Here is a 22,107-nt window from a genome sequence, read left to right as displayed (position 1 = left end):
AACCATGGAAGAACTTAAGGGAATATTATGGAGACAATTTGGAGCTGTAATAGATATGCTCGAAAGTTCAATCTTGCTTTGTCCTGAAAGCTTTTGGGATAAAAAAGATTTCTGGTATTCTGCTTATCATACTATTTTTTGGCTTGATTATTACTCATCAATTGAGGTGGATGATTTTTCTCCGCCTAAACCATTTTCTTTATCTGAATTTGATCCAAAAGGAATTTTACCGGAAAGAATCTATCTAAAAGAAGAATTAATGGAATACCTTGAGTATTCCCGTAAAAAGGTTTTTTGTTTAATTGAAGGATTAAATGAAGAAACTTCAAAAGAAAGATTCATTACGAAAAAGAAAAATTACAGCAGAATTGAAATGATTTTATACAACATGAGACATGTACAGCATCATGTTGGTCAGTTAAATATATTGTTGAGACAAAATGTTGATGCGGCTGGAAAATGGGTTTCTCAGACAGATAAAAAATATTGATATTGTGAATATGTTTCGTTTCTACGGAACTCTATTGACGTCTGCGTTTAATCAACGGATTAAAATCCCGTCCAAAATAATTGAGATTGTAATAAAAGAGAACCGTGGATTCGGCTCATATAATTCTTGATGTGTTTTCTCGTAAAAGCTCTTCGCATATTCTTTACGAAATATTCTCTAAACCAGCTTTACAAACAAATTAGAAGCAATTTTATTCGAAATAGATAATTCCCTTCCATCAACTTTAATTTTTACCGACAAATCGAAAGATTCTTTTGAAAGAAATTCAATTTTTGAACTCAAAGCAATTCCTTGCTTGTCTAAATATTTAAGAAACTCAGAAGAAGTATCTTTTACGCCGACACAAACACCGGTTTGATTTTCTGATAATTCAGAAAGCAGTTGTTTCTCAATTTTTATAATTCGGCCATTAGCATCGGGAATTGGATCCCCATGCGGATCTTCGGTAGGATTTCCCAAAAAATCATCCAGACGGTTAATCAATTGCTCGGATTTGATATGTTCTAACTGCTCTGCAATATCATGAACTTCATCCCAGCTGAAATTTAGTTTCTCTACTAAGAACACTTCCCATAAACGATGTTTTCTAACAATCATTTTGGCCGCCAGTTTTCCGTTTTCGGTTAATGAAACACCTTGGTATTTTTTATAATTTACTAAATCTTTATCGGCCAGTTTTTTCAGCATATCGGTAACCGAAGAAGCTTTCGTTTCCATTATTTCCGCAATGGCATTCGTGCTTACTTCAGTTTCTAACGCTGCTGTTAGATGATATATAGATTTTAGATAATTTTCTTCTGAAAAGGTCATTCTTTTTTAGATTCTAAGGTTCTAAGATTCTAAGGTTCTAAGTTTAAGATTTAAAAACCTTAGCAACTTAGTATCTCAGAACCTTAGCCCCTTTATTTAACAATCAACAAAGGTATTGAAATTTTATGTCTCAATTTATCTACCGTTGTGCCAAAGAGAATATCTTTTAATCCAGTGTGGCCGTGGGTTCCCATAACGAGAATATCAAAATTTCCTTCGTTTATAATCTTCGGAATTACTTTGTTGGGTTTTCCAAAACCAAGTTCCGTTTTAATCTTGAATCCCTTTTGCGAAAGCATTTCCTGATATTCTAATAATAATTTTTCGTCGATTGTAGTTTCATGATCGTGAACATGAACTCCGTACATTAATGCACCAACAGTTTCTACAATATGGATTAAAGTGTATTCAGTATCGATTCCGCCTAATTCAAAGGCTTTGTTCAATGCTGCTTCATCGGCTTTAGAAAAATCAACAGAAACTGCAATGTTTTTGATGCTTTGACTTTCTTTTGGAGAAAACTGCAGTTTTAAATTATGCGGAGAATGGTTTACAACCTTCGATTTGGCTTTTGCAATAAAAGGCTTGAACACAATATAAAGCAGTAATGCCGAAAAAGCAATGGCAAGCGGTATTACAGTAACCCATAAAATTATCGGATGATTTGAACTTTCAAGCCATGAAGTAATTTCATCATAAACCAATTTAGCATTTAAAGAAACAATGATTAAAGCAATAATCCAGGAAATGACCTGGGTGGTTCTGGAAATATGAAAGCCATTCATTTTTGATTTGTCGCTTACAAAGTGAATCAGCGGAATAATTGCGAAACCTAATTGTAAACTCAAAATAACCTGACTCAAAATCAAAAGTTTTCCGGTTACACTTTCGCCATAAACCCAAATCACGATTAAGGCAGGAACAATAGCAATCAATCGGGTTATAATTCGGCGCACCCAAGGCTGAATGCGTAAGTGTAAGTAACCTTCCATAACAATTTGTCCTGCAAGCGTTCCCGTTACAGTTGAACTTTGTCCTGCAGCAATCAAAGCAACAGCAAATAATATGGGGGCCCATTTTGTTCCAAGCAAAGGTTCAAGAAATTGATGTGCATCCTGAATCTCGGCAACTTCAAACATTCCGTTTTTATGGAAAGTTGCTGCAGCCAGAATTAAAATGGCAGCATTTACGAAGAAAGCCAAATTCAAAGCAATGGTTGAATCGATTAAGTTGTATTTTAAAGCTTGTTTGATTCCGGCCGGACTTCTGTCAAATTTTCTGGTTTGAACCAAAGAAGAGTGTAAGTAAAGATTGTGAGGCATTACAGTTGCCCCAATAATTCCGATTGCAATATATAAAGCAGCCGAATTTGGAATAGAAGGAACCAATCCAGCGATAATTTTAGAAACTTCAGGCTCTGCAAAGATCATTTCGAAAATGAAAGAAAAACCAATAATTGCTACCAGGGCAATAATAAAAGCTTCCATTTTGCGGATTCCCTTATTGATTAAAAATAATAAAAGAAAAGTGTCTAAAACCGTAATCAAAACGCCTTCAAAAAGCGGAACTCCAAATAACAGATTAATTCCGATGGCCATTCCGAGAACTTCGGCCAAATCACAAGCAGCGATGGCAATTTCTGCCAGAAAATATAAAATGTAGTTAATATATTTTGAATAGGTTTCTCTCGAAGCCTGAGCCAAATCCCTCTGCGTTACAATTCCAAGTCTTGCGCTCAAACTCTGCAAAAGCAAAGCCATTAAGTTACTCATCAACAAAACCCAGACTAAAGTGTAGCCAAATTGGCTTCCGCCGGCAATATCTGTGGCCCAGTTACCGGGATCCATATATCCAACGCTTACTAGATATGCCGGGCCTAAAAAGGCTAATATTTTTCTAAAACCTGTTTTTTTATGTTCTGTAGCAACCGATTGGTTTACCTCTTCTAAAGATTTGGTCATTTTAAAAGTATTGTTTTAACAAATATATAGAAAAATTATATTCGCTGAACAATATTTTTAGGCGAGTCTAAAACTTAGATGTTAGAATTCAAACATTTTGGACATAAACCAGATAATGTAAAATTTATCTCGTTTACTTTATAATTATGAGGCATAATATAACTTGGTTTTACAGTTTCCAGACACGTAATTTCATGACAATTTTCACAGCTAAAATGCGCATGATTATGGATGTGTACTCGTTGATGCGAATGATTGCATTTTGCATATTTTACAGTACCGTCAAGATTCGAAATTTTATGAATAATGTCGTCGCTGACTAAGCGATCTAAAATTCTATAAATGGTAACGCGATCGCAGACATCATTCAATTGTTTTTGGATTTCGGTATGAGACAGCGCAGTCTTAGATTTCTCAAAAACCTCTAAAACGGCTGTCTTTGCTGTGGTGTTACGTGTAACTTTCATCTTGTTTTGAATTAAAAATTTTAATGCAACAATGTTGCAATTGATTTTATTATGTATATTTGCAACAAAATTGCATTAAGCAAATGTACGAGAAATGAAGAAAACAACCTCATCCCTTTACGATATATTAGGAATTTCAAGTGCAGCAATGTGCCTTATTCATTGTTTGATTTTTCCACTTTTAACAATTCTTCCTTTAGGCATAAGTCACAATCCAATTATCGATTTAGCATTTGCTTCGATAGGCTTATTTGCAATCCTCAAAATTACGAAAAAATCGAGTCTTTTGGTTTCGTCAATTTTGATTGTTTCAATGAGTTTAATCTGGATAAGCATTTTGACGGATTTATTCTTAGAGATTCATTTGGATCTTATTTATTTTGGTGGAGCAGGAATGATCATTGGGCATTTGATTAATTATAAAAATCATAAAAACAGACATAAATGAAGAAATTACCTGTAACCGTATTAAGCGGATTTCTTGGAGCAGGAAAAACTACGCTGCTTAATCATATACTCCATAACAAAGAAGGATTGAAAGTTGCCATAATCGTTAACGACATGAGTGAAGTTAATATTGATGCACAACTTGTAAAAAATGAAAATACTTTATCCAGAACGGAAGAGAAATTAGTTGAAATGACCAATGGCTGTATTTGCTGTACTTTGCGTGAAGACTTAATGGTTGAAGTACAGAGATTAGCAGAAGAGAACAGATTTGATTATTTGCTTATTGAAAGTACAGGAATCAGCGAACCCATACCGGTAGCTCAAACTTTTTCATTTGTGAATGAAGATGAAAGTATTGATTTGTCTAAGTTCAGCTATATCGATACTATGGTTACTGTGGTAGATAGTTTTAACTTTTTTAAGGATTTTGGATCGGCTGCAACTTTGCAGGAGCAAAACTTATCTGATATTGAAAACGATACTCGCAACATCGTCAATCTTTTGGTCGACCAGGTCGAATTTGCCAATGTTATTATTTTGAATAAAACAGATCTTATCGATCCGGACTCATTAAAAATGCTAAAAGCCTCTATTCAGAAGTTGAATCCTGCGGCGAAAATAATCACTTCGGTTTTAGGAAAAGTAAATCCGAACGAAATTATAAATACAGGATTGTTCAATTATGAAGAAGCAGAAAATGCAGCAGGCTGGATTAGAGAATTAGAAGGAATTCATACACCGGAAACAGAAGAATATGGAATAAACTCTTTTGTATTTAGAGATTCAAGGCCTTTCCATCCCAATAGATTATGGAATTTTATTACTTCAGCTTTTCCAGCAAATATTATTAGAAGTAAAGGATTATTGTGGATGGCATCACGACCGGAACAGGCTATTAATTGGAGTCAGGCCGGTGGATCAATGAAAGCAGAAGGAGCAGGAGTCTGGTGGGCGAGTATGCCGTTAAGTGAGCGAATGACATTTAATAATTTTGTTGAATTTCAGGATATAATAGAAGAACGCTGGACATCTGATTTTGGAGACAGACTTAATGAACTTGTTTTTATTGGTCAAAAAATAAAAGAGACTGAAATTCTCAACGAACTTAAAAAATGCCTTTGTACAGAAGATGAAATTATAGATTATCATGAAGGCTTGTTTCCAACAAAGGATCTTTTTCCAATATCAAGAACATCTTAAATATTTAAATTATGACAAACAATTATACATATGATGTTATAATCATTGGCGGAAGCTACAGCGGATTATCGGCAGCAATGAGTCTAGGACGTGCTTTGCGTCAGGTTTTGGTTATTGACAGTGGTTTGACTTGCAACCGACAAACACCGCATTCGCATAATTTTATTACACAAGATGGTGAAAAGCCCGCTGTTATTTCGGCGAAAGCCAAATTACAAGTGGAACTTTACAAGACAATCCATTTTTATAACGGACTTGCCGTAAAAGCCATTAAAAATGAAAATGGATTTGAAGTTTCAACCGAATCTGGTAAACATTTCAATTCAAGAAAAATGCTGTTTGCAACAGGCGTTAAAGATTTGCTTCCTGAAATTAAAGGTTTTGCAGATTGCTGGGGAATTTCGGTTTTACATTGTCCGTATTGTCACGGTTATGAAGTTAAAAATGAAAAAACAGCCATTATTGCCAACGGCGAAATAGGTTTTGATTTTGCAAAACTGATTTCAAATTGGACAAAAGATCTGAGATTATGTACCAACGGAAAATCGACTTTGACTTTGGAACAAACCGAAATTCTTAAGAATCATGGCGTTCAAATCTTCGATGATGAAATAGCTTCTTTTGAACACAAAGAAGGATATATTCAAAACATCATTTTCAAAAACCAAGAAAAGGTTACTGTAAAAGCCATTTACACGCGACCACCTTTTGAGCAGCATTGTCCATTGCCAATAGATTTGGGATGTGAATCAAATGAACAAGGTTTACTAAAAGTAGATACGATGCAAAAAACAAACGTTCCAGGAGTTTATGCAAGCGGGGATTGTACCACTCCAATGCGATCTGTTGCCATTGCAGTTTCTACAGGATCTTTTGCTGGTGCTGTAATCAACAAAGAAATTATTGACGAAGATTTTTGATGTTAAAATTGGCTGAGTTTTATTAGTTTTTTTGGATAGCCCCTAGCTTCAGCTAGGGGAATTAGATTTCAATCGAAAGGGCTTTAGCCAAATTGTAACGGTTTGGCTAAAGCCTTTTTTGGTTTCGTTCATTTTTCATCCAGCTAAAGCTGGACGTTATTCATTTTTTGTTTACAACATAAGAAATAGAAATATAACATATTGATATAATTTAAGTTGTAAAAATATAAATTTAAATTTGTTATTTGTCAAATTTAATTTTTAGTTTTGTCTAAAATTAATTTTACCACGATGAAAAATTCAATTTGGATATTGATATTATTTAATTTACACTTTTCCTTTGCTCAGGAAACCACCAAAATCTCAGGGTTTGTTTCTGGAAATGGAAGAAAATTACAAGCCGCGAATGTTCAATTATTAGGAACTGACCAAAAAACCATTTCAGATAGTTTAGGTTATTTTGTTTTTGAAAATGTTAGTATTGAAAACGGAAGAATTCAAGTGACCTCGACTGGATTCAAACCCGTGACCCAAAGATTTTTGATTACAAATGGACAAAACCTAAATCTCGATTTTGATTTAGAAGACAATGAAAACCAACTTAATGAGGTAGTGGTTTCCGGAACTTTAAAAGCAGTAAAACGTTTAGAAAGTGCTGTTCCTGTTGAGGTTTATTCGCCAGCTTTTTTTAAAAAAAATCCAACAGCCAGTATTTACGATGCGCTTCAAAACATAAACGGTGTACGTCCACAGCTGAATTGCGGGGTTTGTAATACGGGTGACATTCATATAAATGGTCTCGAAGGTCCTTATACATTAGTTCTGATTGACGGAATGCCAATTGTAAGCAGTCTTTCGACGGTTTATGGTTTATCAGGAATTCCGAATTCTTTGGTAGAACGAATAGAAATCGTAAAAGGTCCTGCTTCTTCTCTTTACGGAAGTGAAGCCGTTGGAGGATTGATCAACATTATCACTAAAAATACAACGAATGCGCCCACTTTTTCGGCAGATTATTTTACGACTTCTTACTTTGAAAGCAATCTTGATTTGGGAATGAAATTTAATGTCGGCAAAAAAGCAACTTCGCTTTTAGGTGTAAATTACTTCAACTACGATCAGGTAATTGATAAAGACAAAGATAATTTTACCGATGTAACCCTTTCTGAAAGAGTTTCGGTTTTTAACAAATGGAGTTTTCAGGGCAATCATAATCGCCTTTTTACGATTGCTGCACGCGGAATGTATGAAGATCGCTGGGGCGGAGACGTTCGCTGGGAGAAAAAATACAGAGGTGGAGACGAAATTTACGGCGAAAGTATTTATACCAAAAGAGGGGAGTTAATTGGAAGTTATCAATTGCCATTTGAAGAAAAACTGATGCTTTCCTTCTCTGGAAATGTGCATTATCAGGATAGTCGTTACGGAACAACATCGTATATCGCCAATCAAAAAATCGGCTTCTTGCAATTGACTTGGGACAAGAAAATCGGGCGAAATGATTTCCTTGCCGGAATTGCAAATCGATATTCCTATTATGATGATAATACTCCGGCAACTAAAGAGGCCGAAAGTACTTGGTTACCTGGAGTTTTTGTTCAGGATGAAATTACGTTTTCTCCAAAAAGTCAGGTTTTGCTTGGAGCGCGTTACGATTATAATTCTATTCATGGTTCTATTTTTACACCTAGATTTGCCTATCGCTTCAAAGCAAATGACAATACCATTTTCAGATTGAATGCCGGAACAGGATTTAGAGTTGTGAATTTGTTTACCGAAGATCACGCCGCCCTTACGGGTTCGCGCGATGTTGTGATTCAGAATGATTTAAAACCAGAAAAATCGGTTAATGTAAACTTGAATTATATTCAGAAAATAAACCTTGACAACGGAACTTTTATCGGAATTGAAACGACTGCTTTTTATACTCGTTTCAGCAATAAAATTATTTCAGATTACGAAACTGACCCTAACAAAATTATTTACGATAATATTGATGGTTACGCTATCAGTCAGGGAATCAGTACCAATGTCGATGTGAATTTTACAAATGGTTTAAAGTTTATACTTGGAGCAACGGTTTTAGACAATAAAAATGTTCAGGACAGAATTTCTGAAAGACCTTTTTTAACCGAAAAATTCACGGGAACCTGGAGCATTTCATACAAAATTGAACCTTGGAATTTACTTCTGGATTATACCGGAAATGTTTACAGTCCAATGAAACTGCCATTGTTGAACGAATACGATCCTAGAAATCCGAATTCGCCTTGGTATAGCATTCAGAATATTCAGTTTACCTATACAGGTTGGAAAGATTTTGAGGTTTACGGCGGAATCAAAAATTTGCTGAACTTTACTCCAAAACAAAATAATCCGTTTTTAATTTCGAGAACCAATGATCCTTTTGATAAAAATGTGCAATACGATTCGGCTGGAAAAGTGATGGTTACGCCAGATAATCCATACGGATTGACTTTTGATACAACGTATGTTTATGGGCAAAATCAAACTATTCGCGGGTTTTTAGGATTGCGATATACTTTGAGGTAAATTTATGGGCCGCAGATTACATAACAATATAAATTGAAATAATGCCAATCCATAATTAAACTGGACTGAAGTCCAGCCCTACAAAATAGTTCGTTCCGCTGGAACTTAAAGAGCCATAGGCTCGATTCATATTGTAGGGCTGGACTTCAGTCCAGTTTAATAATACAAAAAGATATATAATCATTTTAATCTGCGTCATCTGTGGGCTAAAAAACAGCAACATGAAAAAGCTATTTATAATATTCTTCTTCTTCGGAATAACTTCAACAGGATTCTGCCAGTTAAAAAGCAGCACTTTTGAAGAAGTTGATAGCTTACAGCAGATTCAAAAAAGAAAAATCATCGTTTTTATTCATACTGATTGGTGTCAGTTTTGCCAAAGAATGAAAACTACAACTTTCAAAAATCAGGAAATTATAGAGAAATTAAACTCGAATTTCTATTTCATTGATTTCAACGCCGAAGAAAAACGAGATATTACGTTTAATAATCAGATCTTTAAATACAAACCTTCGGGAAATTATGTTGGCGTTCACGAATTGGCTTTACAGCTTGGAACAATCAATAATCAAATTGTATATCCCGTTTTGTGTGTTTTGAATGAGCAAAAAGAAATTATACTGCAATACAATAACTATTTAAGTCCAAAGAATTTTAAACTTCTTTTAGAAAAACTGGAAGAATAAAATTCCTTATTTTTGAGAATGAATTCTTCACAAATTAAACATTTCGACTACATTTTTACAGGAACAGGGCTGGCAGCGTTAATGTCGGTTTACAAAATGATTTTGTCTGAAAAGTTTTCAGATAAGTCTATTTTGATCTTAGATCAGGATTCCAAAAAGACAAATGATCGAACTTGGTGTTTCTGGGAAAAAGAAGATTCTATTTGGAATCCCGTTATTTCTAAAAAATGGGACTTGGCTTTATTTGCTAACGAAGATTTTAAACGCGATTTGACGTTAAAGCCTTACTCCTATAATAAAATTAACGGAATTGATTTTTATAATTTTGTTTTTACAACAATTTCTAAACATTCAAATATCATTTTTCTAAATGAAAAAGTAACAGATATCAACGAATTAGAAACGCATGTTTTTGTTGGAACAGAAGAAAACAGATATACCTGTAATTATTTATTCAACAGTATTTATACAAAGGCCTTCGCCGAAAATCAAGCGAAATATCCTGTTTTACAACAGCATTTTGTAGGCTGGTTTGTAAAAACCAAAGTTGAGGTTTTTAATCCGGATGAAGTCACTTTCATGGATTTTTCAGTAGAACAAAAAGGGAATACACGATTTATGTATGTTCTGCCAACTTCTACAACCGAAGCTTTGGTAGAATATACTTTGTTTTCAGAAAAGCTGCTTTCCTTGATAGAATATGAAAATGAAATTCAAGTGTATTTGGAAAAACTAGGAATTAATAAATTCGAAATTACAGAAAAGGAGCAGGGAAGCATTCCGATGACATGTTATCCTTTTTGGAAGAAAAACACAAAAAGAGTTCTAAACATTGGAACTGCGGGCGGTTGGACAAAAGCAAGTACAGGTTACACGTTCAAAAATTCAGATAAAAAGTCTTCAGAACTGTTGCAATTTCTTCAAAATGATTGGTTTGCTGAAAATGCTGGATCGCTAAATATGAAAACATTTCATGAAAAAAGTCGTTTTTGGTTTTATGATTTGTTGCTTTTAGATATTTTATATCGTCATAATGAATCAGGAAGCGCTATTTTTTCTTCTTTATTCCAAAAGGGAAATCCGCAATTGATCTTTAAGTTTTTAGATGAAGAAACCACTTTTTTAGAAGATGTTAAAGTTATTTTAAAGTGTCCAAAACTTCCATTTATTAAAGCGTTATTTAGAGTGATTTTTCTTTCAAATAAATCATAACTTAAAATTTCAAACTATTGAAAAAAATTACTCTAGGTTTCGGTCTTTTTATCTCTGTTTTTTCTTTCGGACAAGTATCTACCAATAAGGCTCATGATGCGATTGTTGAAGAATTTCTGCATAACTGTGCAGAAAAACATAATTATACTATTGAAATGAGCGAATGGCAGGATTGTTTAGATCAAGGTTTAAAAAAAGACAGCACAGTGGCGTATTTATGGCAGCAAAAAGCAATGCCGTATTTCAAATGTAAAAAGTACGAAGTTGGAATGCCCTATTTGAAAAAAGCGGTTTTGTACGATAAAGAAAGATGGCTTTCTTACAGAGCTTTTATGAAATGCATTTTTTCACGCGATTATAAAGATGCCATTATAGATTTTGACCAAGCTATTAAACTTTATGGAAATAGTTATGTTATGGATCATTCTTTTGGCTTTTACAAAGGATTATGCTATTTGCAGTTAAACGAATATGAAAAAGCAGAGAAACTTTTTGACGATTATGTAAATGATATTTATAAAAACAGACAACAGTTAGAACATCCAACAGCTTATTTTTATCAGGGAATTGCGAAATATGAACTAAAAAAATGGGATGAAGCGATTGCTATTTTTGATAAAGCGCTAAAAATATATCCAGAGTTTTCAGATGCCAAAGTTTATAAAGCTATCTGCTGGTTAAAGCAAGGGAAACCCCAAGAAGAGGTAATGGCTCTAATTAATATTGCGAAGGACGATGCAAAAAAAGGTTTTTCTATCAATGAAGATAATGCAATTTATGAGACTTATCCGTACCAAATGAAGTTTGGTAAATAAATTAGGTAGAAAATAGATTCTGCAAAAAAAGAGGTTTTTTACGGTTTAGTTTTGACTTTAAACTTTATGACTTTGCAAGTTTCAACTTTCTCAATCGAACTATAACAAAACTTTATACTTCAAATTAACTAGTTGCGAGTAAACTTCGTAACTTTGCAGATCAAAAGTAAAATTTAAAAGAATAAAAATATGTATCCAGAAGAAATGGTAAAACCAATGCAGGCTGAACTTACAGCTGCTGGGTTTCAAGATTTACATAGTGCCGAAGCTGTTGAAAATGCTATCAAAGCAGAAGGTACCACTTTAGTTGTTGTAAACTCTGTTTGTGGGTGCGCTGCAAGAAATGCACGTCCGGGAGCAAAAATGAGTTTAGAAGGAGCTAAAAAACCAGATCACCTTATTACAGTTTTCGCTGGTGTTGACAAAGAAGCGGTTGATGCTGCAAGACAACATATGTTTCCTTTTCCTCCATCATCGCCATCTATGGCTTTGTTCAAAAACGGAGAATTGGTTCACATGTTAGAGCGTCACCACATCGAAGGCCGTCCAGCTGAATTAATCGCTGAGAACTTGCAAGATGCGTTTAACGAGTATTGCTAATTTAAGGGACTAAGGTTCTGAGATGCTAAGATTCTAAGGTTTTTTCTAAGTTTCTAAGAGTTGCAGAGCTATATAGATTTAAGACAAAAAGCACTATGAAAATAGTGCTTTTTGTTGTTTATATACGTTGAGTAAAAAACTTAGAACCTCAGTACTTAGCATCTCAGAACCTCAAAACTAAAAACTCCATCCTCCGCCAAGCGCTTTATACAACTGAACCATAGAACTTAATTGTTTTTGGGTTAACTGCGAAAGGCTCAATTGCGCTTCAAATAAAGATCTTTGCGCATCGAGAACTTCCAGATACGAAACATAACCATTGTAATATCTTGCGTTAGAAAGATCATAGTTTTTTTGCGCAGCGACAACTTGTCTATTTCGAGCGGTCCATTCTTCCTTGAACATTGCCACGTTTTGAAGGGAATTTTCTACTTCAGAAATAGCGGTTAAATAGGTTTTCTGGAAATTGAATTTTACTTCTTCCGCAATTTGTCGGTTGACATCAACACGGCGTTTGTTTTTTCCGAAGTTAAAAATTGGTCCCGTAACTCCTGCACCAGCATTTTGTAAATAGGAACTGTCATTAAATAAATCTCCAACCGCAATACTCGTAAAACCTGCAATCGCGGCAATATTAAAGGATGGATATCTTAAGGCCTGCGCAACGCCAATTCTCTCAAAAGCCGCTTTGTATAAATATTCCTGACGTTTTACATCAGGTCTGTTTTCTAATAAAGCAGATGGAACTGAAGTTGGGAAAGTTGTTAAAATCAACAATTCGCTATTCGTTTTTCCACGCTGTATGGGTTGCGGAACTTGTCCGACCAAAATAGAGATTGAATTTTCTAAAGCTGTAATCTGTCTTTTGATTAACGGAATATTTGCTTCGGCAATCGCAACTTGCTGTTCTATTTGTACTTTGTCCAATTCGGCAACGTAACCGCTTTTAAAACGCTCGTTTATTATATCGTAGGCCTTTTGTCTGGTTTCTAAAGTATGTGTCGTAATTTCCAACTGATTATCAAAATCACGCAATTCAAAATAAGAAATGGCGATAGTGCTGACAATATTTGACAGAATTACTTTTCGAGCTTCATCTGTTGCCAAAAGGTCGTTTTGCAAAGCTTTATTCTGATGACGGTATTTTCCCCAAAAATCCAGTTCCCAAGACATATTGGCCAAAGCCGATGAAGGCTGCATAAAGGTTTCGGCCGTATTGACCTGGCCAGAATATTGAAAAGCTGGATATAAATCAGCTTTTGCAATTCCGAGATTGGCTCTGGCTTGTTCTAAACGCGCCAAAGCAATTTTAAGATCATAATTGTTTTGAATTCCTTTTTCAATCAGGCCTATTAAGACATCATCGTTAAAAATCGTTGACCATTTTATAGTTGTAACCGATTTTGTGGTGTCTCTAGATTGATCGCCAAAACGAAAAGTATCTGCCTGAGGTTGTTCTGGTTTGGCATATTTTGGTCCAACCATGCATCCGTAAGGAAAAACAACCATCAAAAATAACGCTGAAAGTATTTTTAGATTTTTCATTTTTCTTCCTCTTTAGGTTCATCGATTTCCTCGGTTTTTTTCTTTCCGAATGTTTCAATAAATACAAATAACACCGGAATCAGACAAACACCCAAAATGGTGGCGACCAGCATTCCACTAAAAACCGTCATTCCCATTACTTTTCTCGCTTGCGCTCCGGCTCCGCTTGCCGTTAATAACGGAACAACTCCTAAAATGAATGCAAAAGCCGTCATTAAAATTGGTCGAAAACGTAATTTGGCGGCATATAATGCGGCTTCTTTAGCCGGCATTCCTTTTTCATATTCTTCTTTGGCAAATTCGACAATCAGAATGGCGTTTTTGGCTGCAAGACCAATCAACATTACGAGACCAATTTGCGCAAAAACGTTATTGACATAGTCTGGACTTAACAATCTACAGATATATAAACCTAGAAAAGCACCAAAAACGGCAAAAGGAGTTCCGAGTAAAACGCTGAAAGGCAATTTCCAGCTTTCGTATTGTGCGGCGAGAATTAAAAACACAAAAAGTAACGCCATGATAAAAACGGTATTTCCTTTTCCTTCGGCTTGTTTTTCCTGATAACTCATGTTTGCCCATTCGTAGCCCATTCCAGCGGGAAGCACTTTTGCGGCAGTTTCTTGCAATGCTTTCATGGCTTCCGCCGAAGTAAATCCGGGTGCGGGCGTTCCTCCAATTTCAGCAGCACGATATAAGTTGAAACGGGTTGTAAATTCAGGACCGCTTTCTTTCCGAATTGTTGCGATACTTGAAATTGGAATCATTTTATTATCCCGACTTCGAACAAAAATCTTATTGATGTCTTCAGGATTTACCGTAAAACTTGGATCTGCCTGAAGCAAAACAATATATTGTCGTCCGAATTTATTGAACTCGTTGATGTATTGTCCTCCCAGGCTGGCTCCAATAGCAAGATTAACATCGGATAAAGAAAGATTCAGTTCCGAAACTTTTTCCCGATCGATATCCAAACTAATCTGCGGAACATTTGGATTGAAGGTCGTTCGGATGGTTCCAATTTCGGGTCGTTTTTTGGCTTCGGCCATAAATTGCTGGGCATTTTGGAAAAGATACTGTGGTGTATTTCCTTCTTTGTCCTGAAGCATCATTGAGAATCCGGCAGCGTTTCCAATTCCCGTAATCGGCGGAGGCCCAAAAGCAAAGACTGTTGCTTCGGGGATTCCGAAAACCACTTTTCCGTTGACTTCTTTCAGAATTTGGAAAACATCTTGTTCACGTTCTTTCCATTCTTTTAAGGCAACGAAGAAAAATCCGTTATTGGTTGCCACGGAGTTTTTTATCAAACTGAATCCTGCAACTGATGTATAATATTCAACACCTTGATTTTTAGATAAAATATGTTCGACTTTTTGAATGACTTTGCTGGTTCTTTCTAAAGAAGAAGCGCCTGGAAGTTCAATATTCACAAACATATAGCCCTGATCTTCTTCGGGAACAAATCCACCCGGAATTTTTCCTCCCAAAAGAATAATGGCTCCAACTACAATTCCGATAAAAATTAAACTTCGGGCTGTTTTCTTAATTAAAAATCCTGAAAACCCTGTGTATTTATTGGTGAAATTTCCAAACTTCACATTGAACCATTTAAAGAATTTTCCGAGCCAGCCTTTTGCTTCCTGATTGGGTTTTAGCAAAAGTGAACATAAAGCTGGACTTAAAGTTAAAGCACTTAATGCGGAGAAAATCACAGAAATAGCAATCGTAATAGCAAACTGCTGATATAATCTTCCGGTAATTCCCGGAGTCAAAGCAACGGGAATAAAAACGGCAGTTAATACAATCGCAATCGCAATTACGGGTCCCGAAACTTCACGCATGGCTTGGTTTGTGGCTTCACGCGGAGACATTCCCTGCTCAATATGATGCATTACGGCTTCAACAACCACAATAGCGTCGTCGACGACAATCCCAATGGCGAGAACTAATCCTAAAAGAGAAAGAACATTTATGGAAAACCCGAGTAACGGAAACAACATGAATACCCCAATCAATGAAACGGGAACGGTTAAAAGCGGGATTAAAGTCGCGCGCCAGTTTTGCAGAAAGATAAAAACTACGATAATTACCAGAATAATGGCTTCTACCAAAGTATGCATGATTTCGTTGATTCCTTCAGAAATGGCTAAAGTCGTGTCTAAGGAAACGGCATATTTTAAATCCTGAGGGAATCTTTTGCTGAGTTGCTCAATGGTGTTTTTTACGTTTTCTGCAACTTCAAGGGCGTTGGAACCCGGCATTTGTTTGATTCCGATAGTTCCTGCTGGATTTCCGTTGAGTTTTGCAACCGATGCATAACTTTCGGTTCCAAGAGTTACTGTTCCAACATCCTTCAACCGAACCTGCTGATTGTTTATGTTTGATTTTAAAATGATGTTTTCGAAATCTTCGGGATTTACCAAACGATCTTTCAACATTACATTGTAGGTGAATTCATTGTTATCAGTCGCTGGCGGTGCTCCAAACTTTCCTCCTGGCGCAATGGCATTTTGTTCCTGAATCGATCGGATAATATCGGGAACTGTTAAGTTGTACTTCGCCATTATATCGGGCTTGACCCAAATTCGCATCGCATAATTACTTCCTCCGTAAAGGGTAACTTCACCAACACCTTTAATACGGGCGAGTGCATCTACAAGATTGATGCTCGCATAATTGGTTAAAAAGTTGTTGTCGAAAGTTTTGTTGGGAGAATACAAAGACAAAATCAGCATGGGCATTGATAATGACTTTTTGGTTGTAACTCCGGTTGTTTTTACATCGTTTGGAAGTTTGTTGGTCGCTTCGGCAACTCTGTTTTGAGTTAACATTGTGGCATTATCCAAATCTGTTCCCATATCAAAAGTGATGGAAAGTGTCATACTTCCGTCACCTGTATTGGTCGACTGCATGTAAAGCATGTTTTCGACACCATTTACTTTTTGTTCGATGGGTGTTGCAACGGCCTGTTCCACATTTAAGGCGTTGGCTCCACGGTAACTTGTAGAAACCTGAACAAGAGGTGGTGCGATTTCAGGATATTGCGCAATGGGCGTTGACAGAACCGAAAGTCCTCCAATTAGGACAATAAAAATGGAAAGTACGATTGCAACAATTGGTCGTCTTACAAAGAAATTATCCATAGCCTAATTATTTAGAGATGATGCAATCTGCTTTTTATCTTTGTCGGCTACGTAGGGAACTGGAACGACTGTTGATCCAGGCTGAATAAACTGATTGCCAATAATGGCGACTTTTTCGTTGGGTTTTAAACCTTTGGTAATAATCCAATCGACTCCAATTTTCTGACCAACTTCGACCATTCGAGTTTGAATGGTGTTTTTATCGTCGATAATAGAAACCTGAAATAATCCCTGAATTTCGGTTACGGCTTTTTGAGGAACAACTATAGCATCTTTTTGAGTTCGGAGTAAAACACGCACTTTGGCAAATTGTCCGGATCGTAAAGTTCCGTCCGGATTGGGGAATTGTGCTTCAATGGTTACGGTTCCGGTTGTTGGATCTATTTTAGTGTCGGAAAAATTGAGAGTTCCTTTGTATGGATGTGTACTTCCGTCGGAAAGAATTAAAGCGAGATCGGTAATTCGTTCTCCGTCTTTGACTTGTTTTTGATATTGCAGATAGTTTGATTCGCTGACAGTAAACTGAACTCTGACTTTTTCTAGTTTTGAAACCGTGTTTAATTTAGAGTCGTTTCCAATTTTGGTTATATAATCTCCTAATCTGGCATTCGAAAGACCAATAACGCCGTCTATAGGTGATTTGATATTGGCATAGCTTCTTTCTATCTGCTGATTTTTTAAACTTGCCTGTACACTCGTATAGTTTGACCGAGCGGCTTTTTCTTTGGCTACAGCCGCATCTAATTCTCTTTTACTAACAGCGTTCATATCTGCAAGCGGCCGAATTCGTTTTAATTCTTCTTCGGCATTCACTAAATTACTTTGTGCAGCGGCAACCTGTCCTCTAACCTGATCGACTTTGGTGTCATATTCCAGTGGATCAATGGTGTATAATAATTGTCCTTTTTTAACACGCTGACCTTCTTTGAAGTGAATTCCAGTCAGAATTCCGTCAACTCTGGCGATTAATTCAATGTCTAAATCTCCAAAAGTCTGTCCGGCAAAATCTTTGTAAATGGGGACATCTTCACTCTTGACCGTTACAAAAGGTGCCTGCATGGGAGGCGGGGCTTTTGGTTGTTCTTTTTTACAAGAACTGAAGATTACAAAAAATAGAAGAATTGGGAGGGTGGTTTTGGGTAGTTTTAAAGCATTCATAATCATAAATGTTAAAATTGTACCTTATAAATTTAGTGAAATTTTTATAACGCATTGATAAACAGTATTTATTTTTTAATAATGCAACAAAGTTGCAAGCTTAAAACCGCAATGATTATATCCTGGAAAGCAAAAATGAAATGAACTTATATCACTTATATGGTTTAAAACACGGTTAGTTAATTGTTTTTGAAATCGAAAAGAAAAACCTACCTTTGCGCCCGAATTCACTCAGAAAATAGAATTCAATATATATTCTTAACTTAAAACTGTTTATAGCATGCAACTGTACAACACTTTGAGCGCGGAAGAAAGAGCTGTCATGATCGATGATGCAGGTAAACAACGTCTTACGTTGTCTTTCTATGCGTATGCCAAAATTGAAGATCCCAAAAAATTTCGCGATGATTTATTCCTAGTCTGGAATGCACTTGATGCTTTAGGCCGAATTTATGTTGCCAACGAAGGAATAAATGCTCAAATGAGTATTCCTGAAGAAAATTTGGAAGCTTTTAGAACCACTCTTGAAGTTTATGATTTCATGAAAGGCATTCGTTTGAATGAAGCTGTAGAACATGATGACCATTCCTTTTTAAAATTGACTATTAAAGTGCGTCACAAAATCGTTGCTGACGGTTTGAACGACGATACTTTTGATGTAACTAATATTGGCGTTCACTTAAAAGCCAAGGAATTCAACGAGATTCTTGATGATCCAAACACTATTGTAGTTGATTTTAGAAATCATTACGAAAGTGAAGTTGGACATTTTAAAAATGCCATTACTCCAGATGTTGAGACGTTTAGAGAAAGCTTACCAATAATCAACGAACAACTTCAAAACCACAAAGAAGATAAAAATCTGGTCATGTATTGTACTGGAGGAATTCGCTGTGAAAAAGCAAGTGCTTATTTTAAACACCAAGGTTTTAAAAATGTGTTTCAATTAGAAGGCGGAATTATTAATTATGCTAAGCAAATTGAAGCAGAAGGTTTAGAAAGCAAATTCATTGGAAAAAATTTCGTATTTGATAATCGTCTTGGCGAAAGAATCACGGATGATATTATTTCACAATGCCATCAATGTGGAAAACCTTGCGATAACCACACGAATTGCGAAAATGACGGTTGTCATTTATTATTTATTCAATGTGATGATTGTAAAGCTGCAATGGAAAACTGCTGTTCTACAGAATGTTTAGAGATTATTCATATGCCTCTAGTTGACCAAGTTCGTTTAAGAACCGGAAAACAAGTTGGAAACAAAGTATTTAGAAAAGGTAAATCTGAAAACTTGAAATTCAAACATTCAGGTGAGCTGCCAAATACCGCATTAGCTGAAGCTCAAAAACCAGCCGATATTCGTCAGAAAGTAAAAGTAAAAAAAGTACTTCTTGGAAAAGCAGAACATTATTATGTAAAAGCACAAGTAGCACAGTTTACTATTGAAAATCACGATCTAAATATTGGTGATAAAATCCTTATTTCCGGACCAACAACAGGTGAACAAGAATTGGTTTTAAATAAATTTATCGTTGATGGCGCAGAAACTCAATCTGCTAAAATTGGTGATAAAGTTACTTTTGAGGTTCCTTTTCGTATTCGTTTGTCAGATAAGTTGTATAAAATTGTAAATTAGCATAAATTTTTATGCTAATTATTTATGTCACAATCCTATACCAAATTATGGACTCATGCAATTTGGGCAACCAAAAATCGTCAGGAATTAATTGATTTTTCAATTGAGAAAACATTGTACGATTTTATTTGGCTAGAGCTGACTGAACTTGGATGTCCCGTTAGAATCATAAATGGAATGCCAGATCATGTGCATGTCTTATTTTTACAAAATCCACAAAAAACTGTTTCAGACATTGTTAAGCAAATTAAAGGTAGTTCTTCTCATTTTATGAATAGAGGAGAATTTATTCTTGAAAAATTTGCTTGGCAAACTGGCTTTGGTGTTTTCTCTGTAAGCGAATCTCAGTTGGATGCTGTTTACAATTATATTAAGAATCAAAAGCAACACCATCTTAAGAAAAATGGACAAGATGAATTTGATGAGTTTGTAAAATTGCATGGATTAGTGGACAAATGATTGCTTAACTCAACGGTGCGTTTACATGGTTGAAATGAATAACAACACGTTCCCCGTGGTTGAAACCACGGGCTATATTTGGAAATACCACAGGCAAAAGAAAACATAGCCTGCGGTTTCAACCGCAGGACGTAATGAATGTCCGCAACGATAATACATATTAGAAGAGTTTAGAAAAAATGTTTCGACACGTTCCCCGTGGTTGAAACCACGGGCTATATTTGAAATACCACAGGCAAAAGAAAACATAGCCTGCGGTTTCAACCGCAGGAACGCAACGGATATCCTCAACGATTGTATATATTTCAAAATTGAATTTGAAATGCACAACACTACGTTTGTTGTGGTTGAAACTATGGTCTATTAGTACTATTAATAATTTTTAAAATATAGACTATGATATAAATCATAGAAATCTAATCTATACCCACATTATTTTTGCCAATTGTTAGATGAGTAGATTCGGAAAACATATCATTGCAATAATAAAATCAAAAATGACTATTACAAACAAAATCGAACTCATGGCTCCCGCTGGGAATTTTGAGTCGCTTCAGGCTGCTTTAGATAATGGCTGTGATTCTGTTTACTTTGGAGTTGAACAGCTTAACATGCGCGCGCGATCAACGGTGAATTTTACTATTGATGACTTAAAGGATATTGCCAATCGCTGCGAAACAAAAAAAGTTCGAAGCTATCTTACTTTAAACACCATTATTTACGATCACGATTTATCAGTCGTAAAAACATTATTGAACAAAGCAAAAGAAGCGAATATTACAGCGGTAATTGCTTCTGACCAAGCTGTAATTGCTATGGCGCGATCAATTGGAATAGAAGTTCATATTTCGACTCAATTAAATGTAACCAATATCGAAACTATAAAGTTTTATAGTTTATTTGCTGATACTATGGTTTTAAGCCGAGAATTGAGTTTGCGCCAAGTAAAGAGTATCACGGCTCAAATTGAGAAAGAGCAGATAAAAGGCCCTAATGGAAATTTAGTCGAAATCGAAATTTTTGGTCACGGCGCTTTATGTATGGCAGTTTCAGGTAAATGTTATTTGAGTCTGCACTCGCATAATTCATCGGCAAATCGAGGTGCCTGCAAGCAAAACTGCCGAAAAAAATATACCGTTATCGATCAGGAAACTGGTTTTGAAATCGAATTGGATAACGAATACATGATGTCGCCGAAAGATTTATGCACAATCGATTTCTTAGACCAGGTTATAGATTCCGGAATTCAGGTTTTAAAAATCGAAGGTCGGGGCCGTGCGCCTGAATATGTGGCAACTGTTATCAAAACGTATCGAGAAGCTATCGACTCGTATTATGACGGAACTTTCTCAAAAGAAAAAACCGCAACATGGATGGAGGCATTAGAAACAGTTTACAATCGTGGTTTCTGGTCAGGTTATTATTTGGGTCAGGAGTTAGGCGAGTGGAGTGATATTCCGGGATCGGCTGCAACGCAGAAAAAAGTTTATGTTGGAAAAGGAATGCATTATTTCCCAAAAGCTGAAGTCGGACAATTTAAGATTGAAGCTTATGATATAAAAATTGGAGATAAAATTTTGGTAACAGGCCCAAATACAGGTGCTCAGGAAATGGTTATCGACGAAATGTTTGTAAACGATCTTAAAGCCGAAAAAGCCACAAAAGGGGATGATTGTACTTTCAAGCTTCCGTTTAGAATCAGAATGTCGGATAAGTTATATAAAATCGTTGAGGCATAATGGTTATTGTTACTCTACAAAGAGATAAATGCATTGGCTGTAATTATTGCGTCGAAATGGATCCGGTACATTTTCAGATGTCTAAAAAAGACGGAAAATCAGTTTTGATCCATTCTGTAAATACAAAAGGTTTTTTTACATTGAAATCATCTAATCATACGATTGTTGAAAGCTGTGAATTGGCTGCAAAAGCTTGTCCGGTAAAGATTATTACGGTTAAAGAAACTTAATCAATATTA

General features: G+C 35.7%; 19 protein-coding genes. 13 read left to right on the top strand and 6 right to left on the bottom strand.

What is annotated here, in order from left to right:
• Positions 1–4 precede the first annotated feature (4 nt).
• On the top strand, positions 5–490 hold the full coding sequence (locus L1276_RS07155; protein ID WP_253786416.1) for a DinB family protein: 486 nt from the start codon (positions 5–7) through the stop codon (positions 488–490).
• Positions 491–667: 177 nt separating this feature from the next.
• Here L1276_RS07155 and L1276_RS07150 read toward each other — a convergent pair whose 3' ends face one another.
• The 3 genes from L1276_RS07150 to L1276_RS07140 form a co-directional block, all read right to left on the bottom strand.
• On the bottom strand, positions 668–1,321 hold the full coding sequence (locus L1276_RS07150; RefSeq protein WP_253786415.1) for a metal-dependent transcriptional regulator: 654 nt from the start codon (positions 1,319–1,321) through the stop codon (positions 668–670).
• A 92-nt stretch (positions 1,322–1,413) separates the two neighbouring features.
• Entirely contained in the window at positions 1,414–3,282 is a 1,869-nt protein-coding gene (locus L1276_RS07145; RefSeq protein WP_253786414.1) for an Nramp family divalent metal transporter, read from the bottom strand.
• 74 nt (positions 3,283–3,356) lie between these two features.
• Positions 3,357–3,749, bottom strand: coding sequence for a Fur family transcriptional regulator (locus L1276_RS07140; RefSeq protein ID WP_253786413.1), 393 nt, complete (start codon positions 3,747–3,749; stop codon positions 3,357–3,359).
• A 94-nt stretch (positions 3,750–3,843) separates the two neighbouring features.
• Between L1276_RS07140 and L1276_RS07135 the strand changes: the two genes are divergently transcribed.
• The 8 genes from L1276_RS07135 (at position 3,844) to L1276_RS07100 (ending at position 12,185) form a co-directional block, all read left to right on the top strand.
• Positions 3,844–4,197 (top strand): MerC domain-containing protein, encoded by a 354-nt coding sequence (locus L1276_RS07135; RefSeq protein ID WP_253786412.1) that lies wholly within the window; start codon positions 3,844–3,846, stop codon positions 4,195–4,197.
• Complete coding sequence (locus tag L1276_RS07130; RefSeq protein ID WP_253786411.1) at positions 4,194–5,399, top strand: GTP-binding protein; 1,206 nt, start codon at positions 4,194–4,196, stop codon at positions 5,397–5,399. The genes L1276_RS07135 and L1276_RS07130 overlap by 4 nt, the downstream gene beginning before the upstream one ends.
• Positions 5,400–5,410: 11 nt before the next feature.
• Entirely contained in the window at positions 5,411–6,319 is a 909-nt protein-coding gene (locus L1276_RS07125) for an NAD(P)/FAD-dependent oxidoreductase (RefSeq protein WP_253786410.1), read from the top strand.
• Between the two features lie 291 nt (positions 6,320–6,610).
• Positions 6,611–8,872: a TonB-dependent receptor gene (locus L1276_RS07120; protein WP_253786409.1), complete on the top strand. Its 2,262-nt coding sequence runs from the start codon at positions 6,611–6,613 to the stop codon at positions 8,870–8,872.
• Positions 8,873–9,093: 221 nt separating this feature from the next.
• Entirely contained in the window at positions 9,094–9,558 is a 465-nt protein-coding gene (locus tag L1276_RS07115; protein ID WP_253786408.1) for a thioredoxin family protein, read from the top strand.
• Positions 9,559–9,576: 18 nt separating this feature from the next.
• Positions 9,577–10,770, top strand: a complete 1,194-nt coding sequence (locus tag L1276_RS07110) for a lycopene cyclase family protein (protein WP_253786407.1) — start codon at positions 9,577–9,579, stop codon at positions 10,768–10,770.
• Positions 10,771–10,787: 17 nt separating this feature from the next.
• Positions 10,788–11,585 (top strand): tetratricopeptide repeat protein, encoded by a 798-nt coding sequence (locus L1276_RS07105; protein ID WP_253786406.1) that lies wholly within the window; start codon positions 10,788–10,790, stop codon positions 11,583–11,585.
• A gap of 189 nt (positions 11,586–11,774) precedes the next feature.
• Positions 11,775–12,185, top strand: coding sequence for a BrxA/BrxB family bacilliredoxin (locus tag L1276_RS07100; protein ID WP_253786405.1), 411 nt, complete (start codon positions 11,775–11,777; stop codon positions 12,183–12,185).
• A gap of 177 nt (positions 12,186–12,362) precedes the next feature.
• On the opposite strand, the gene L1276_RS07095 is transcribed toward L1276_RS07100, so the two are convergent.
• The 3 genes from L1276_RS07095 to L1276_RS07085 are packed head-to-tail and all read right to left on the bottom strand — an operon-like array spanning position 12,363 to position 18,031.
• Complete coding sequence (locus L1276_RS07095; protein WP_253786404.1) at positions 12,363–13,730, bottom strand: efflux transporter outer membrane subunit; 1,368 nt, start codon at positions 13,728–13,730, stop codon at positions 12,363–12,365.
• Positions 13,727–16,873: an efflux RND transporter permease subunit gene (locus L1276_RS07090; RefSeq protein WP_253786403.1), complete on the bottom strand. Its 3,147-nt coding sequence runs from the start codon at positions 16,871–16,873 to the stop codon at positions 13,727–13,729. Before L1276_RS07090 ends, L1276_RS07095 begins: the two co-directional genes overlap by 4 nt.
• Positions 16,874–16,876: 3 nt before the next feature.
• Entirely contained in the window at positions 16,877–18,031 is a 1,155-nt protein-coding gene (locus L1276_RS07085; RefSeq protein ID WP_253786402.1) for an efflux RND transporter periplasmic adaptor subunit, read from the bottom strand.
• 280 nt (positions 18,032–18,311) lie between these two features.
• On the opposite strand from L1276_RS07085, the gene L1276_RS07080 reads away from it, so the two are divergent.
• From L1276_RS07080 to L1276_RS07065, 4 genes are all read left to right on the top strand, one after another.
• Positions 18,312–19,670 (top strand): rhodanese-related sulfurtransferase, encoded by a 1,359-nt coding sequence (locus L1276_RS07080; RefSeq protein ID WP_253786401.1) that lies wholly within the window; start codon positions 18,312–18,314, stop codon positions 19,668–19,670.
• 24 nt (positions 19,671–19,694) lie between these two features.
• Positions 19,695–20,129, top strand: coding sequence for an IS200/IS605 family transposase (gene tnpA / locus L1276_RS07075; RefSeq protein ID WP_253786400.1), 435 nt, complete (start codon positions 19,695–19,697; stop codon positions 20,127–20,129).
• A gap of 497 nt (positions 20,130–20,626) precedes the next feature.
• Positions 20,627–21,868 carry a peptidase U32 family protein gene (locus L1276_RS07070; protein ID WP_253786399.1) on the top strand — a complete coding sequence of 414 codons (1,242 nt, stop codon included), beginning with the start codon at positions 20,627–20,629 and terminating at the stop codon, positions 21,866–21,868.
• Positions 21,868–22,098 carry a ferredoxin gene (locus tag L1276_RS07065; RefSeq protein WP_253786398.1) on the top strand — a complete coding sequence of 77 codons (231 nt, stop codon included), beginning with the start codon at positions 21,868–21,870 and terminating at the stop codon, positions 22,096–22,098. The genes L1276_RS07070 and L1276_RS07065 overlap by 1 nt, the downstream gene beginning before the upstream one ends.
• Positions 22,099–22,107 lie beyond the last annotated feature (9 nt).

Origin of the sequence: Flavobacterium sp. HSC-32F16 (genome assembly GCF_024171645.1) — a bacterium.
Lineage (GTDB): Bacteria > Bacteroidota > Bacteroidia > Flavobacteriales > Flavobacteriaceae > Flavobacterium.
This window is presented reverse-complemented; position numbering and strand designations above follow the sequence as displayed.